The sequence below is a fragment of the Streptococcus sp. 2106 genome, assembly GCF_013277315.1.
In the GTDB taxonomy this organism is placed as follows: Bacteria; Bacillota; Bacilli; order Lactobacillales; family Streptococcaceae; genus Streptococcus; species Streptococcus pseudopneumoniae.
Window position 1 is genome coordinate 1 of record NZ_VMMS01000073.1, and the last position, 15,789, is coordinate 15,789.

Consider the following 15,789-nt stretch of genomic DNA (forward strand, 5'->3'; position numbering starts at 1 on the left):
ATACCTACGGTAAGGCGACGCTGACGTGGTTTGAAGAGTATTAAGGAGCAAAACTGATGCAGACCGCTTCTGGTACATGGAAGTCGTTAGAAAGTTCTGCTAGACGACCATTGTCACAATTACGTTTAAAGACAGTTGCATTGTCAGAGTCTTGGTGGACAGCAATGAGAAATTTTTGGTCAGGTGTCAAATCAAAATCACGTGGAGTCTGACCATGTGTTGGAACGATTTCTAATAACTCTAAGCTACCGTCCGCAAGGATGGTATATACTGAGATAGAATCATGACCACGGTTAGAAGCGTAGAGGTATTTACCGTCTGTAGAGAGACGAATAGCAGCGGTTCCATTAAAGCCTTCATAACCGTCTGGTAGAGTTGAAATAACTTGCATACGTTCAAATTCGCCAACGCCATCGTAGATTAGAACCTCGATAGTGCTATTGAGTTCACAAATCAGATAAGCGATTTTATAGTGGTTATGGAAAACGATATGGCGTGAGCCTGCTCCTGGCTGGCTGTGGTAGGTATAGAGTTTAGATAATTTCCCTTCTCGATCAAGGTCATAAGTGATAACTTGGTCAGTTCCCAAGTCGCAGGTCACTAGATAGTGGTCAGGTGTTAAATCTGTATAGTGAACATGGGGGGAAGCTTGATTCTCATGTGGACCTTGGCCCCTGTGTTGATCCATATCACTAAGTAGAAGACTCCCATCCTTCTGACGTTTATAAACAAGGACCTGTCCTTTATGGTAGTTGGCTGCGTAAACCAAACCACGCTTTTCATCGACAGCAACATAACAGTGGGGAGCTCCTTTTTCAACGACGTGATTTAATAAAGTCCCGTCAGTTTGATAGGCTGCAATCCCTCCCTTATCGTCTTGACTACCAACAGTGTATAGGTGTTGGTGCTGGTCAAAGGCAAGGTAGGTTGGACTTGGCTCAGCTGCAAAAAGTTCTAGATTTGAAAGCTGACCAGTTTCTGTATCAAAGTCAGCCTTGTAAATCCCTTGGGAAGTACGACGTGTATAAGTTCCAAAATAAACAGTTTCTTTCATAACGTTACCTCTATATAAAGATAAGACTATTATATCACAAAAACAAGCCAATTAAAGACATCCAATTAGATGTAAGCACTTTAAAAAAGAGTTATTTTGATTTAAAAATGGTATAATGAGAGAACGATAGAAAGGAAGTATTTATGGAGCAAAAAGAGAAACATTTTAGCCTATCTTGGTTTTTTAAGTGGTTTTTAGATAACAAGGCCATTACGGTATTTTTAGTAACCTTATTATTGGGACTCAATCTTTTTATTTTAAGTAAGATTAGTTTTCTATTTTCACCTGTTTTAGACTTTTTAGCAGTTGTGATGTTGCCAGTCATTTTGTCTGGTTTGTTATATTATTTGTTGAATCCTATTGTTGATTGGATGGAGAAGCATAAGGTTAATCGTGTTATAGCTATCACTATTGTCTTTGTTATCATCGCTCTCTTTATCATTTGGGGCTTGGCAGTCGCCATTCCAAATCTGCAACGTCAGGTTTTGACCTTTGCAAGAAACGTTCCTGTTTACTTAGACGATATAGATAGGATTGTTAATGGATTGGTAGCCCAGCACCTGCCAGATGATTTCAGACCTCAGTTAGAGCAGGTTTTAACAAACTTCTCTAGCCAGGCTACAGTTTGGGCAAGTAAGGTTTCATCTCAGGCAGTCAACTGGGTGAGTGCCTTTATTAGCGGGGCATCTCAAGTGATTGTTGCCTTGATTATCGTTCCTTTCATGCTCTTTTATCTCTTGCGTGATGGGAAAGGCTTGCGTAACTATTTGACCCAATTTATGCCAAGAAAATTGAAAGAACCTGTTGGACAAGTTTTATCAGATGTGAATCAACAGTTGTCCAACTATGTTCGAGGGCAAGTGACAGTGGCTATTATTGTAGCAGTAATGTTTATGATCTTCTTCAAGATTATTGGTCTACGCTATGCGGTTACGCTGGGTGTTACTGCTGGTATTCTAAATCTGGTTCCTTATCTTGGTAGCTTCCTAGCCATGCTTCCTGCCCTAGTTCTGGGCTTGATTGCTGGGCCAGTCATGCTTTTGAAAGTAGTGATTGTCTTTATCGTAGAACAAACTATTGAAGGCCGTTTTGTCTCTCCATTGATTTTGGGAAGTCAATTAAACATTCATCCCATTAATGTTCTCTTTGTTTTGTTAACTTCAGGCTCCATGTTTGGTATTTGGGGAGTCTTGCTTGGTATTCCAGTTTATGCCTCTGCTAAGGTTGTCATTTCAGCCATTTTCGAATGGTATAAGGTAGTCAGTGGTCTATATGAATTAGAGGGAGAGGAAGTCAAGAGTGAACAATAGTCAACAGATGTTACAATCTTTGGAAGAGCAAGATTTAGCCAAGGCTGAGCATTATTTCGCCAAAGCTTTAGAAAATGATTCAAGTGACCTTCTGTATGAGTTGGCAACTTATCTTGAAGGGATTGGTTTTTATCCTCAGGCCAAGGAAATTTACCTGAAAATCGTAGAGGATTTCCCAGAGGTTCATCTTAATCTAGCTGCAATCGCTAGCGAGGATGGTCAAATCGAAGAAGCCTTCGCTTATCTTGAGGAAATCCAAGCTGACAGTGACTGGTATGTGTCGGCTTTGCTTCTTAAGGCAGATCTTTACCAGATGGAAGGTTTGACAGATGTGGCGCGTGAGAAATTATTGGAGGCCTTGACTTACTCAGAAGATCCTCTCTTGATATTGGGATTAGCAGAGTTGGATAGTGAGTTGGAAAATTACCAAGAGGCCATTCAAGGCTATGCCCAGTTAGATAATCGTACTATTTATGAGCAAACAGGCATTTCCACCTATCAACGAATTGGCTTTGCCTATGCTCAGTTAGGGAAATTTGAAACGGCCACAGAGTTTTTAGAAAAAGCTCTGGAGTTAGAATACGATGACCTAACAGCTTTTGAGTTGGCCAGTCTTTACTTTGATCGAGAAGAATACCAAAAGGCCGTCCTCTACTTTAAGCAGATCGATACCATTTCTCCTGATTTTGAAGGATATGAGTATGGTTACAGTCAGGCCTTACATAAGGAACATCAAGTTCAAGAAGCCCTGCGTATCGCTAAGCAAGGCTTAGAGAAAAATCCCTTTGAAACTCGCCTCTTGCTAGCTGCTTCGCAATTCTCTTATGAATTGCATGATGCAAGTGGGGCAGAAAATTATCTCCTTACTGCAAAAGAAGATGCTGAGGATACGGAAGAAATCTTACTCCGTCTAGCAACTATTTATCTGGAGCAGGAGCGTTATGAGGATATTCTAGACTTGCAGAGCGATGAGCCAGAAAATCTCTTGACCAAGTGGATGATTGCTCGTTCCTATCAAGAAATGGACGATTTGGATACTGCCTATGAGCATTACCAAGAGTTGGCAGGAGATTTAAAGGACAATCCAGAGTTTTTGGAACACTATATCTATCTCTTGCGTGAATTGGGCTACTTTGAGGAAGCAAAAGTCAATGCACAAGCTTACTTAAAACTGGTTCCAGATGATGTGCAAATGCAAGAACTGTTTGAGAGATTGTAAGAATGTTTAAACATATAGAACTGTAGTTTATCTCTTTTGATAGCTACGGTTTTTATTTGTATATGATAGAATTTTTTTGCAAAAATGGTTGGTTATTTTGTTTATTCATGCTATAATAGGAACAATTACTTTTAGGAGGTGCAGTATGTCTTATTTATTTGAGATATTACCGAGTTTACTGAATGGTGCGAGCACGACTGTACAGGTCTTTGCACTGGTCTTGCTATTTTCGATTCCTTTGGGCGTTTTGATTGCCTTTGCCTTGCAAGTCCATTGGAAGCCCCTCCATTATCTGATTAACATTTACATCTGGGTTATGCGAGGAACTCCCTTACTCTTGCAACTGATTTTTATTTATTATGTGCTCCCAAGTATTGGGATTCGTTTAGACCGCCTTCCTGCAGCTATTATTGCCTTTGTTTTGAATTATGCGGCTTACTTTGCAGAAATTTTCCGTGGGGGAATTGACACTATTCCAAGAGGACAGTATGAGGCAGCCAAGGTCTTGAAGTTTAGTCCCTCTGCCACAGTGCGCTATATTATTTTACCTCAGGTGACCAAGATCGTTCTTCCTAGTGTCTTTAACGAAGTTATGAGTTTGGTCAAGGATACTTCTCTGGTATATGCTCTAGGAATTTCTGACCTTATCTTGGCTAGTCGAACAGCTGCCAACCGTGATGCTAGTCTAGTTCCTATGTTCTTGGCAGGTGCCATTTACTTGATTTTGATTGGGATTGTGACAATTATTTCCAAAAAAGTTGAGAAGAAGTATAGTTATTATAGATAGGAGGCTGCCATGTTAGAATTACGAAATATCAATAAAGTCTTTGGAGACAAACAAATCCTGTCTGATTTCAATCTAAGTATTCCTGAAAAGCAAATCCTGGCTATCGTTGGGCCTTCCGGTGGAGGTAAGACGACCCTCTTACGTATGCTTGCGGGTCTTGAAACCATTGATTCAGGGCAAATCTTTTATAATGGACAACCTTTAGAGCTGGATGAATTGCAGAAGCGAAACCTACTGGGATTTGTCTTCCAAGATTTTCAACTGTTCCCTCATTTATCAGTTCTGGACAATTTGACCTTATCGCCTGTGAAGACCATGGGAATGAAGCAGGAGGAGGCTGAGAAGAAGGCGCGTGGTCTCTTGGAACAGTTAGGACTAGCAGGACACGCAGATGCCTATCCTTTCTCGCTATCTGGTGGGCAGAAGCAGCGGGTGGCCTTGGCGCGTGCTATGATGATTGACCCGGAAATTATTGGCTACGATGAACCAACTTCTGCCCTGGATCCGGAATTACGCTTGGAAGTTGAAAAGTTAATCTTGCAAAATAGGGAACTTGGGATGACCCAGATTGTGGTTACCCATGATTTGCAGTTTGCTGAAAATATCGCAGATGTATTATTGAAAGTAGAACCTAAATAGGAGGAAAAATGGATGAAAAAATGGATGCTTGTATTAGTCAGTCTGATGATTGCTTTGTTCTTAGTAGCTTGTGGGAAAAATACTAGCGAAACTAGTGGAGATAATTGGTCTAAGTACGAGTCTAACAAGTCTATTACTATTGGATTTGATAGTACTTTTGTTCCAATGGGATTTGCTCAGAAAGATGGTTCTTATGCAGGATTTGATATTGATTTAGCTACAGCTGTTTTTGAAAAATACGGAATTACGATAAATTGGCAACCGATTGATTGGGATTTGAAAGAAGCTGAATTGACAAAAGGAACGATTGATCTGATTTGGAATGGCTATTCCGCTACAGACGAACGCCGTGAAAAGGTAGCATTCAGTCACTCATATATGAAGAATGAGCAGGTATTGGTTACGAAGAAATCATCTGGTATCACGACTGCAAAGGATATGGCTGGAAAGACATTAGGAGCTCAAGCTGGTTCATCTGGTTATGCGGACTTTGAAGCAAACCCAGCGATTTTAAAGGATATTGTCGCTAATAAGGAAGCGAATCAATACCAAACCTTTAATGAAGCCTTGATTGATTTGAAAAATGATCGAATTGACGGTCTATTGATTGACCGTGTCTATGCAAATTATTATTTAGAAGCAGAAGGCGTTTTAAACGATTATAATGTCTTTACAGTTGGACTAGAAACAGAAGCCTTTGCGGTTGGAGCCCGTAAGGAAGATACAACTCTGGTTAAGAAGATAAATGAAGCTTTTTCTAGTCTTTACAAGGACGGTAAATTCCAAGAAATCAGCCAAAAATGGTTTGGAGAAGATGTAGCAACCAAAGAAGTAAAAGAAGGACAGTAAGATAAAATAGTGGCTGAGACTACGTTTTGATTAGCAAAACGTAGTTTTTTTGTAATCTAGGAAAACGATAATAGCGATTGAATCTGGATAATTGAATATGGAATAGCCCACTGTGATTTCTAAAACATTGTTAAAAATTGATTTGACTTCCAAAATTAAAATGTGCTGTAATGAAATGCTGATGTAACTGTTTTAGAAACAATAAAACGCATAATATCAAGGTTTTTGCACCTTACATTATGCGTTTTTGTAATTTTAAGACTTGTTAGCTGATTTTTTACAATCCAGCAAAGTCCTTGATTTCTTGTGCTGACATTGAAGAGTCGCAACGGACGTTGATTTGTCCATCTGCAACGTGAACAAATCCTGGTACAGTTGGGATTCCGTAGCGTGAGCGGAATGCTTGCAACTCATTGAGTTGGCTTGCTTCTTCACTATTGATGAAGTAAATGTGAGCTTTGGTTTCAGCTACGACACCTGCCAAGGTACCAGCAAATTTACGGCAGTAAGGGCAAGTTTTGCGACCGATAAAGAAGGTTGCAGTTTCTTTCTTATCAAGAGCTTCTTGCGCACGTGCAACTGTAGTGACTTCAAGATCTTTGATGTTATCTAAAAATTGTTCCATGAGATTACCTCGCTTTCATTGATATGTCTAGTATGCCATAAAGTTTCTAAAATTGCTTAGATTTGATACGAAAAAAAGATGAGATTGGTTGGTCTCATCTTTTTAGGTCTTTATTTTACAAAAGCATTGATTTCTGCTTCGATGTTCGCAATTTTAGCTTGTGATTCTTCGGTTGTTTCCCCTACAACTGCAATGTAGAACTTGATTTTTGGTTCTGTACCTGAAGGGCGAACAGCAATCCATGAACCGTCAGCAAGTGTGTATTTCAACACATCGCTTGGAGGAGTTGTCAAGTTTGTAACAGTACCGTCAGCAGTAGCTGTTTGAGCTTTGAAGTCTTCTACGACAGTGATAGCTGTTGTGTTCCATTCTTTTGGAGCATTGTTACGGAATTTAGCCATAATCGCTTTGATTTGTTCAGCACCATCGACACCTGAAAGAGTAACAGAGATTGTTTTTTCTGCGTAATAACCGTACTCTTTGTAGATTTCTTCGATACCGTCAGCAAGTGTCAAACCACGTGAACGATAGTAGGCAGCAAGTTCAGCAACGACAAGAACGGCTTGGATAGCGTCTTTATCACGTACAAATGGTTTAATCAAGTAACCGAAGCTTTCTTCAAATCCCATCATGTAAGTGTGATTGTGTTTTTCTTCGAATTCTTGGATTTTTTCAGCGATAAATTTGAAACCTGTCAAGACGTTGAACATAGTTGCGTCGTAGCTTTCAGCAATCTTCGTTACCAAGTCAGTTGAAACGATAGATTTGCAGAGGGCTGCGTTTTCAGGAAGAGTTCCAGCGTTTTTGTGAGCTTCCAAGATGTATTTAGCCATGATAGCACCGATTTGGTTACCTGAAAGGTTGAGGTAGCTACCATCTTTTTGAAGAACTTCAACACCAACACGGTCAGCGTCTGGGTCAGTTGCGACAAGAACATCTGCACCAACTTGACGACCAAGTTCTTCAGCAAGGGCAAAGGCTGCTTGGCTTTCTGGGTTTGGAGATGTTACAGTTGAGAAGTCTGGGTCAGCAGTTGCTTGCGCTTCAACAACTTGAACAGAGTCAAATCCTGCTTGGGCAAGAGCACGACGAGCCAACATTTCACCAGTACCATGAAGTGGTGTGTAGACAATTTTCATGTCTTTACCAAATTCTTTAATCAAGGCTGGGTTGATGTTTACGTCCTTAACCTCTTTAAGGTATTCTACGTCAACAGCTTCACCGATAACTTCAATCAAGCCAGAAGCTTTTTCAGCTTCCACATCAGCAACTTCAACTGCAAATGGATTTTCGATTGCACGGATATAAGTAGTCAAAGCGTCCGCGTCATGTGGAGGCATTTGTCCACCGTCTTCACCGTAAACCTTGTATCCGTTAAATGGAGCAGGGTTGTGGCTGGCTGTGATCATGATACCTGCGAAACAGTTGAGGTGACGAACTGCAAATGATAGTTCTGGAGTTGGACGAAGGCTTTCAAATACATAAGATTTGATACCATGTTTAGCAAGAACTGCCGCAGATTCAAAGGCAAACTCAGGTGAGAAGTGACGGCTATCGTAGGCGATTGCTACACCGCGTTCTTTCTCGTTTCCACCTTTTGACTCAATCAAACGAGCCAATCCTTCAGTAGCTTGACGAACAACGTAGATGTTGATGCGGTTTGTACCAGCACCAATCAAGCCACGCATACCTGCAGTACCAAATTCAAGATTTGTATAGAAGGCATCTTCCTTTGTTTTTTCGTCCATATTTTCCAAATCTTGACGAAGGTAGTCAGGAAGCTCCGCAAAATCAACCCATTTCTGGTAATTTTCTTGGTAAGACATTCAAATTCTCCTTTATTTTTAAAACATTTAATCAGTTTGATTATATCATTTTTTTTAGTTTTAGTAAAACCTTATCTGCTTCGAAAATATCTTCAAACCAGGTCAGATTGAATTTTGGGTTTATATGATGTTGAGGCTAGGAAAAATTCAATTTCAGTAAAAAAAGTAAGTCTTCTCATAATAAAACATTGATGCCAAACGTTTTATTATGAGAAGACTTTTACCCAGCATCTTTTAATGATGATAATCTTTCAATAGCGCCTCAAACTCAGAGACAGTCATTCCCAATTGATGGCTGGCTACCTCAGAAGTCAGAAGACCTTGACGGACTAAATTTAGTAGCATGGACAAACTTCCTTCAACTTTCCCTTGCTCCAGTCCCTGTTCAAGACCTTCTTCTCGCCCTTTTTCAATGCCCTCTGCGCGACCACGTTCTAAGCCCTTTTCCTCCGCTTGTTCCAAGGCATAGTCCTGTGCTAACAAGGCTTGTTCTTCTCGCATACGTAGTTGACTAAACATTTTCCTGTCCTCCTCGGACCAGCTCTTGTAGTCCAGCAGTTGGTCTGCTTGGCTGATGGCACGCTCGGGGTGCTGGGTAAAGGGTTTATTCCCGAAAAACTCCAACCACGGCTTGCGAACCTCGTCTTTGCTGGTTTCTCTGTATTTTTTTAATTCCAAGAATGCCATCTTGACTAGATGGTTTTCCTGTCCATTATTGGTGATGGTTAAGACCTCACCTGTCGTGTCCTCTCGCATACTAAAGCTATGAAAAGCCAATTCATCTGAAAAGTAATTGCTGTCTACAATTGCGATAGCGTATACTGGTGCGATGTGTTTATAGCTCTGGTGTGTGTCACCTTCCCGTTGGCGAATTTTTTCTAGGTTTTGATTGACCTGACTGCAAAGGTAAGCCCACAGGCGATTGATGAAAAAATTCTGATGATGGACTTGAATCTCAATGATTACTTGAGTTCCATTATCCAACTCCGCCAAGACGTCTATACTGGTATAAAAATCCTGCGCTGAGTAAGGCATGGAAGGCAAGACGTGAATATTGCTCCCCTCCAAAATGGTTACATTTTTGGCTGGTAAATCCAACATATCGCGAATAAATTGACAAGTGATTTCTGGATTACTAAAAATCTTTTTAGCAACCAAGTCATTAGTTGGGCTAATGCCCGGATGTCTTAAAATCATCCATTTCCTCCTTCTATTATAGCACATTTTTTAATCTAATTTACTAGATTTGATGCTTCTATCTATTTATTCGGAAAAAGTAGAAAAAGAGTAGAAAAAATGTCAAATTGTCTCATTTTTTTAAAGAAATAAGTGTAAAAGTTAATGGAAATCCAAAAGCAAGCTAGGAAGGTCTCAAAGCACAGCGCTGAGCTTGCTGATAGGAGGAAGTAAGTCCATAAGATGCACACGACAAGGCAAGGATGATGAGGCTTCATCTTTGGTGTCGACTTACTGATGAGGGACTTCTAACCTAGCCTTGCTCTCAGTAAAAAGAGTCGTCTATCTCCTAGTCTTCCATTCAAAAAATTTGAAGTTTCAAGCCGACTGGTGTATAATATATTCATGAATTGTATTCTATTATATAGGAAGTAATAGGGCACAATATATATATATATATATATGGAGTGTAAGAATGAATCATCCAGAAAAACAATTAAAATACAGTATTCGGAAAGTGAGTGTCGGTGCAGCTAGTGTTGTCATTGGGGCGCTCTATCTTTTGATGGGAGCTGGGATTGCTCATGCTGAGGGCGTGGAGTCAGCGAGGGAAGCTGAGAGGACAGCAAACCCGACAGATCCAGGACAGTCTGGAATTGGAGAGCCAGAAAACAAGACTGACCTCAGTCATACTGATGCAGCAGCAAACACCTATAATGCTCCCGTAGCTGACAATCCGCTAGTAACTCCAGAAAGTACGAAACCTCGTACTCGTAGTAAAAGAGAATTAGCTGATGAGGAGGCAAGTGATTCATCGAATGGAGCTACAGGAACTGAATCAGAGCCGACTTCTGGAAATGAGGGAGGTTCAGACACAGCAGATACTGATTCAGATTTACTGGATGCCAATCGTAAGGGTGACACAGTAAAAGAACACCAGCCTGGGGTCATTGTGCCTAAAGATGGAGAAAAGGGTGGGGATGATAAGAATGCCAACCTGAAATTTGATGATTCTAAGGAAAATCTGACTCTCGAACAATTATGGGATATTGTAAAAAATATGCCAGACGACTTCCAAAATAACGAGCGTTCATACTTGAGAAATATGAACACTCTCGGGGATGCACTGAGATTTAAAGACGGGAAAGTCGTTAAAGATGAAGATGGCGAGAAACTACAAGATGGTGAAATTCGTGAAATTAACGAGTTTGGTGGTTGGGTAGCTATAAGCGGTGGAACGTTCGCCATCGGTAAGAAAAATGCTCAAGGGTATTTCACTGGTTGGTACACTGACAAAGATGGACATCGTCAAGAAGGTGGAATGCTTGGTTCTGATGCTCTTGACCGAGTCTACCTTCACGAGCAAGCCCTAGATCGTCGTTTTAATTACATGCTGATGCTTGCCAAAGGACGTACTATCGCCAATAAAGATGATAAAGCACAAGATAACTCTCCGTTTGATATAAAGACAGAAAATAGAACAGGAAATAAGGAACATCTTAATAGCTTACCTGTAAAAGATAAGGAAGATATTCTCCAACATTCTCCAAATATTGAAGGATTCAATGGAATAGAAAAAACCTTCACTGCCTTTTCCACCAAATATGGAAGTCGTTTGAAAATCGACTTTGTAACAGGATATATCTCAGACTATGAAGGGTCAAAAGGGACCTATCGTATTGTTGTTAAAGCGATTAAAAAAGGTGAGACTGATAATACTACTAAAGAAGAAACTATCTATGACCACACGATCAACCGAATTGACGGAGTAGTAGAGAATGAAGAACGCTATGGCCAAGGTGTGGATTTAAGTAATATTAACAGAACAATTAAAAGGCTTTTAAAGGATGAGTACAATAAAAAAGTTAATATTCTTGCACATGCTAAATATAAGAAAAAATATCCGAGTGAAAGAGGAGTAGATGTTAAGAAACTAAAACCTTTAAAAGAGGAAGCAAAACAAGAACTCGCTAAAAAAGGAGATGTTATAGTTGAGTTGCCTATCGATAAGGATAAATTGCGAGAAGGTACAGGAAAGTTAAGAAATAAGTTTAAAGAGGAACTAAACTTTACAGAGCGCTATGCAACTGTAGCTAATAAACTCCAAAATGTATTAAGGCATATAACGGATAGCGAGGTGCAAAAAAAGTCCGCAATATGGGTGGTCAGTACTGAGAAAAATCCAGATGGAACTCTAAAAAGTAAAGACCGAGATCGTGTCTATAAATTATTGGATTTTGTATTACCAACTGCGAAAAAAATTATCTATCATGCAGATACAGACCAATTAGAACTCCAAACAGACCCAGAAAAAGTGAAGAATCATCGTCAAGAACTTGAAGCTAGACTGAAAACAAAAGAAGCTAGCTTAGCAAGCACTACGAATGAAGAGGATAAAACTAAACTTAACAAAGAAATCTCAGCCTTAAAAGCAGCCCTTGGATCCACAAACGCCTACACTTACCTGGAAGCAAGAAACGGAAGTAAAGAAGCAAAAATCCTTGGCTCACTCATGGAAGCAACTGTAAAACCTCCAATAAATGAGATGACGGACGCTGACTATAACAAATATCGTACTAATGAACTTGCTGCGAAGGAAAAAGATGGTCTTTCAAAATTCACTGCCTATTTTGTTGAAAAAGAAAACATTGAACGTTCAGAGGTGATTTCTGATGATGAATTATCAAAAAAAATTCATGCGGAAATTGGCGGAGATAATGACAAACTAGGTAAAGGTGGATACTTCTCAACAGGAGATATTCCATTAGGTAAAGACGTTGTAGCCTACAAGATACAAGTGTTTGCTGACAACGAAAAACGCGTTGGGGTTAATAAGCAAAGTCCAAGACTTCAATATAACTTACCGATCCTAGCTGATTTTTCAGTCATCCAAGATACTGTGGAACCATCACGAACCGTTGTTGAAAAAATCATTCCAAAACTAAATATTCCACCAGAAGAGAAAGATAAAATAACCGAAGAAATCAAGAAAAAGAAGAAAACCTCAGAATTGGCAGAACTAATCTCAGGAAATGTGAAAGTTCGCTATGTTGATGAACAAGGGAATTTGTTATCATTGAAAAATGATACTGGAATTGGAGAAAAAGAAAGTGACGGAACCTACATTACCAATAAAAAACAACTGATTGGTACGAGTTATGATGTCACAGATAAAAAACTCAGTAGCATGACTACTACTGACGGAAAATATTATACTTTTGAAAAAGAAGATATAGCTTCTGCAAGTTTAACTGGAGATATTGTAAGAGAAGGTAGAACAGTGACCTTAGTTTATAGAGAGAGCGAAGCGCCAACCACTGCTACAGTAACAGCCAATTACTACAAAGAAGGCACCCAAGAGAAGTTGGCAGAGTCTGTTGTAAAAGCTGATTTAGCGATAGGTTCTCAGTATACTACAGAAGCAAAAACTATTGAAGGGAAAACAACAACTGAGGACAAAGAAGACCGAGTTATCACAAGGAAAACAACATACACCTTGGTAGCAACTCCTGCAAATGCCACAGGAACTGTACCAGAAGACGGTGCAACCGTTAACTACTACTACCGTGAGAATGTTGAAGAAACAGTGGTTCCCAAAACAGCAACCTCTACTGAGACGAAGACTATAACGCGTACCATTCATTACGTTGATAAAGTTACGAACCAAAATGTCAAAGAAGATGTTGTTCAACCTGTAACCTTAAGCCGTACAAAAATTGAGAACAAGGTCACAGGAGTTGTAACCTACGGTGAATGGACAACAGGAAACTGGGACGAAAAAACTTCACCATCAGTAGAAAACTATGACGCCCCAGATAAGGCAACTGTAGCGGAAGCAACTGTAACATCAACAACTACAGATACAACCGAAGTAGTGAAATATCCGCAAGCTACAGAAGATATTAAAGAAAGCAAAACTGTTACCCGTACCATCAAGTATGTAGATGCGACTGATGAAACAACAGAAGTAGGTAGCCCAGTTACGCAAACAGTTGAATTAACAAGAACCAACAAGCGTAACAAAGTGACGAAAGTCGTGACAGAAGGTGAATGGACAACAGGCAACTGGGACGAAAAAACTTCACCATCAGTAGAAAACTATGACGCCCCAGATAAGGCAACTGTAGCGGAAGCAACTGTAACATCAACAACTACAGATACAACCGAAGTAGTGAAATACCCACAAGCTACAGAAGATGTTAAAGAAAGCAAAACTGTTACCCGTACCATCAAGTATGTAGATGCGACTGATGAAACAACAGAAGTAGGTAGCCCAGTTACGCAAACAGTTGAATTAACAAGAACCAACAAGCGTAACAAAGTGACGAAAGTCGTGACAGAAGGTGAATGGACAACAGGCAACTGGGACGAAGTCGTATCGCCAGAAATTGAAAATTATGGTAAACCAGATTTACCAAAAGTATCGAATGCAGAAGTAACAGCAGATTCAAAAGGTACGACTATTTTGGTAAGGTATGACCGTTTATCAAGACCAGAAAAACCAATTCCAGAAAAACCAGAAATTCCAAGTCCTCAGGAACCAGGTGCTCCAGGTGAACCGACTCCAGACAAACCAAACCCACAACCAAATCCAGAGCATCCAAGTGTTCCGACACCAAACCCAGAACTACCAAATCAAGAGACTCCAATACCAGAGCTAACTCCAGAACCAGGTACTCCAAAAACTGAAATTCCAGTGAGTCCAGACCCAGAAGTTCCGACTTCTGAGACAAATAAAAGAGAGGAATTGCCAAACACAGGTACAGAAGCGAATGCTACCTTGGCTAGCGCTGGTATCATGACCTTATTAGCTGGTCTAGGATTAGGATTCTTCAAGAAAAAAGAAGATGAAAAATAATAGATTTTAGAATCTAGGAACAAGGAAAAGCTCACAGATGTGGGCTTTTTCCTGGTTTTGAGAACGAGGTCTTTCGAGAAGATTAAAAACGCTTACAAGTTCATTGGACTGGGAAACTCTGAATCCTATTTTTTTAAAAATATTTCCAGAAATCAGTTGCTAAATAGGGTGAAAATTGATAGAATAAAGAATATCTAAAAAATTTTAAGGAGAATCTAGCAAATGGATTTCACATGGGCACTGAAATATGCCACTGAATTTTTGGGAACTGCCATTTTGATCATTCTTGGGAATGGTGCGGTTGCCAACGTTGAACTTAAAGGTACGAAAGGTCACCAAAGTGGCTGGCTCGTCATCGCTGTTGGTTATGGTATGGGGGTTATGATCCCAGCCTTGATGTTTGGTAACGTATCTGGGAACCACATCAACCCTGCTTTCACTCTAGGGCTTGCAGTTAGCGGTCTTTTCCCTTGGGCACAAGTGGTACCTTACATTATCGCGCAAGTCTTGGGGGCTATCTTTGGTCAAGCCTTAGTTGTGGCAACACACCGTCCATTCTACTTGAAAACTGAAAACCCAAATAACATCTTGGGAACTTTCTCAACTATTTCAAGTATTGACCATGGTACAAAAGAAAGTCGCTATGCAGCAACTGTCAATGGTTTGATTAATGAGTTTGTTGGTTCATTTGTTTTGTTCTTTGCAGCTCTCGGTTTGACTAAAAACTTCTTTGGTGCTGAAGTGATTCAATACATGAAACAAATGGCAACACAAGCAGGACAGACAGTTGATTTTTCTGACTTGGCTATTAAAGCACAGGTGGCTCCACACACTGCTTCAGGACTTTCTGTGGCTCACTTGGCACTTGGATTCCTCGTTATGGCTTTGGTAACATCACTTGGAGGACCTACAGGACCTGCCTTGAACCCAGCTCGTGACTTGGGGCCACGTCTCCTTCATGCTTTCCTTCCAAAATCAGTTCTTGGTGAGCATAAAGGCGATTCAAAATGGTGGTATTCTTGGGTACCAGTAGTAGCACCTATTGCAGCAGCAATTGCGGCAGTAGCTGTATTCAAATTCCTTTATCTCTAAGAAATAGCTCCTTTAACATTTGAGTGAGCACCATTTATAAGTAAGAGAGGATCAGATTGGTTCTCTCTTTTTGATTTTTCAGGGAAATGAAAGAAAATCGACACAAACTCCTCTCCAGCAGTGGTTTAGAAGTCTCAGTGGGTTATTCCAACTTTAATGGGCTATAGTAGGTTGCAGTTGAAATAATAGACCCTTTTTCTCAAACATTGTGAGAAATTAGTTTGAATTCCCCAATCAAATTGTGCAGTTTTCATTCTACTATATATTATATTATCGGAGATGGGTTCCCTATCTTGTAAGTCTGCTTTATAGTGGGTTGAAGTTGGAATAGTCCGCGCCAAATTTCAAGTTCAA

General features: G+C 40.1%; 11 protein-coding genes and 4 pseudogenes. 11 read left to right on the plus strand and 4 right to left on the minus strand.

The annotated features are described in order from the left end of the window. Positions 1–40: 40 nt before the first annotated feature. Positions 41–1,054: a lactonase family protein gene (locus HT723_RS08280; RefSeq protein ID WP_172935016.1), complete on the minus strand. Its 1,014-nt coding sequence runs from the start codon at positions 1,052–1,054 to the stop codon at positions 41–43. Positions 1,055–1,197: 143 nt separating this feature from the next. Between HT723_RS08280 and HT723_RS08285 the strand changes: the two genes are divergently transcribed. From HT723_RS08285 to HT723_RS08305, 5 genes are all read left to right on the plus strand, one after another. Beyond that, positions 1,198–2,364, plus strand: a complete 1,167-nt coding sequence (locus HT723_RS08285; protein ID WP_172935017.1) for an AI-2E family transporter — start codon at positions 1,198–1,200, stop codon at positions 2,362–2,364. After that, positions 2,354–3,583: a tetratricopeptide repeat protein gene (locus HT723_RS08290; protein ID WP_172935018.1), complete on the plus strand. Its 1,230-nt coding sequence runs from the start codon at positions 2,354–2,356 to the stop codon at positions 3,581–3,583. The genes HT723_RS08285 and HT723_RS08290 overlap by 11 nt, the downstream gene beginning before the upstream one ends. 145 nt (positions 3,584–3,728) lie before the next feature. Beyond that, positions 3,729–4,370 carry an amino acid ABC transporter permease gene (locus HT723_RS08295; protein ID WP_050208578.1) on the plus strand — a complete coding sequence of 214 codons (642 nt, stop codon included), beginning with the start codon at positions 3,729–3,731 and terminating at the stop codon, positions 4,368–4,370. Positions 4,371–4,379: 9 nt separating this feature from the next. Further along, a complete protein-coding gene (locus HT723_RS08300; protein WP_172935019.1) occupies positions 4,380–5,009 on the plus strand; it encodes an amino acid ABC transporter ATP-binding protein in 630 nt (209 codons plus the stop codon). A gap of 12 nt (positions 5,010–5,021) precedes the next feature. Next, a complete protein-coding gene (locus HT723_RS08305) occupies positions 5,022–5,858 on the plus strand; it encodes an amino acid ABC transporter substrate-binding protein (protein ID WP_050223531.1) in 837 nt (278 codons plus the stop codon). Between the two features lie 277 nt (positions 5,859–6,135). On the opposite strand, the gene HT723_RS08310 is transcribed toward HT723_RS08305, so the two are convergent. The 3 genes from HT723_RS08310 to HT723_RS08320 all read right to left on the minus strand — a co-directional run bounded on the left by HT723_RS08310 (position 6,136) and on the right by HT723_RS08320 (position 9,506). Then, on the minus strand, positions 6,136–6,483 hold the full coding sequence (locus tag HT723_RS08310; RefSeq protein ID WP_050090142.1) for a thiol reductase thioredoxin: 348 nt from the start codon (positions 6,481–6,483) through the stop codon (positions 6,136–6,138). Positions 6,484–6,593: 110 nt separating this feature from the next. Further along, a complete protein-coding gene (locus HT723_RS08315) occupies positions 6,594–8,309 on the minus strand; it encodes a phospho-sugar mutase (RefSeq protein WP_172935020.1) in 1,716 nt (571 codons plus the stop codon). Positions 8,310–8,543: 234 nt separating this feature from the next. Further along, positions 8,544–9,506 carry an Rpn family recombination-promoting nuclease/putative transposase gene (locus HT723_RS08320; RefSeq protein ID WP_172935021.1) on the minus strand — a complete coding sequence of 321 codons (963 nt, stop codon included), beginning with the start codon at positions 9,504–9,506 and terminating at the stop codon, positions 8,544–8,546. Between the two features lie 454 nt (positions 9,507–9,960). Between HT723_RS08320 and HT723_RS11835 the strand changes: the two are divergent. From HT723_RS11835 to gla, 6 genes and pseudogenes are all read left to right on the plus strand, one after another. Beyond that, positions 9,961–10,065: pseudogene (locus tag HT723_RS11835) on the plus strand (YSIRK-type signal peptide-containing protein); the annotation flags it as partial. Positions 10,066–12,126: 2,061 nt separating this feature from the next. After that, positions 12,127–13,114: pseudogene (locus tag HT723_RS11640) on the plus strand (MucBP domain-containing protein); the annotation flags it as partial. After that, a pseudogene (locus HT723_RS08335) lies at positions 13,072–13,347 on the plus strand (cell surface protein); the annotation flags it as partial. The pseudogenes HT723_RS11640 and HT723_RS08335, both read left to right, overlap by 43 nt. 63 nt (positions 13,348–13,410) lie before the next feature. Next, positions 13,411–13,581, plus strand: a pseudogene (locus HT723_RS11945) (cell surface protein); the annotation flags it as partial. Between the two features lie 75 nt (positions 13,582–13,656). Beyond that, a complete protein-coding gene (locus HT723_RS11950) occupies positions 13,657–14,343 on the plus strand; it encodes an LPXTG cell wall anchor domain-containing protein (RefSeq protein ID WP_172935023.1) in 687 nt (228 codons plus the stop codon). 222 nt (positions 14,344–14,565) lie between these two features. Further along, on the plus strand, positions 14,566–15,435 hold the full coding sequence (gla, locus tag HT723_RS08350; RefSeq protein ID WP_172935022.1) for an aquaglyceroporin Gla: 870 nt from the start codon (positions 14,566–14,568) through the stop codon (positions 15,433–15,435). Positions 15,436–15,789 lie beyond the last annotated feature (354 nt).

Excerpts from the sequence above, each read along its gene's own strand:
- HT723_RS08295 (WP_050208578.1), top strand. The coding sequence starts at position 3,729 with ATGTCTTATTTATTTGAGATATTACCGAGTTTACTGAATGGTGCGAGC.
- HT723_RS08300 (WP_172935019.1), top strand. The coding sequence starts at position 4,380 with ATGTTAGAATTACGAAATATCAATAAAGTCTTTGGAGACAAACAAATC.
- HT723_RS08285 (WP_172935017.1), top strand. The coding sequence starts at position 1,198 with ATGGAGCAAAAAGAGAAACATTTTAGCCTATCTTGGTTTTTTAAGTGG.
- HT723_RS08315 (WP_172935020.1), bottom strand. The coding sequence starts at position 8,309 with ATGTCTTACCAAGAAAATTACCAGAAATGGGTTGATTTTGCGGAGCTT.
- gla (WP_172935022.1), top strand. The coding sequence starts at position 14,566 with ATGGATTTCACATGGGCACTGAAATATGCCACTGAATTTTTGGGAACT.
- HT723_RS08305 (WP_050223531.1), top strand. The coding sequence starts at position 5,022 with ATGAAAAAATGGATGCTTGTATTAGTCAGTCTGATGATTGCTTTGTTC.
- HT723_RS08280 (WP_172935016.1), bottom strand. The coding sequence starts at position 1,054 with ATGAAAGAAACTGTTTATTTTGGAACTTATACACGTCGTACTTCCCAA.
- HT723_RS08310 (WP_050090142.1), bottom strand. The coding sequence starts at position 6,483 with ATGGAACAATTTTTAGATAACATCAAAGATCTTGAAGTCACTACAGTT.
- HT723_RS08320 (WP_172935021.1), bottom strand. The coding sequence starts at position 9,506 with ATGATTTTAAGACATCCGGGCATTAGCCCAACTAATGACTTGGTTGCT.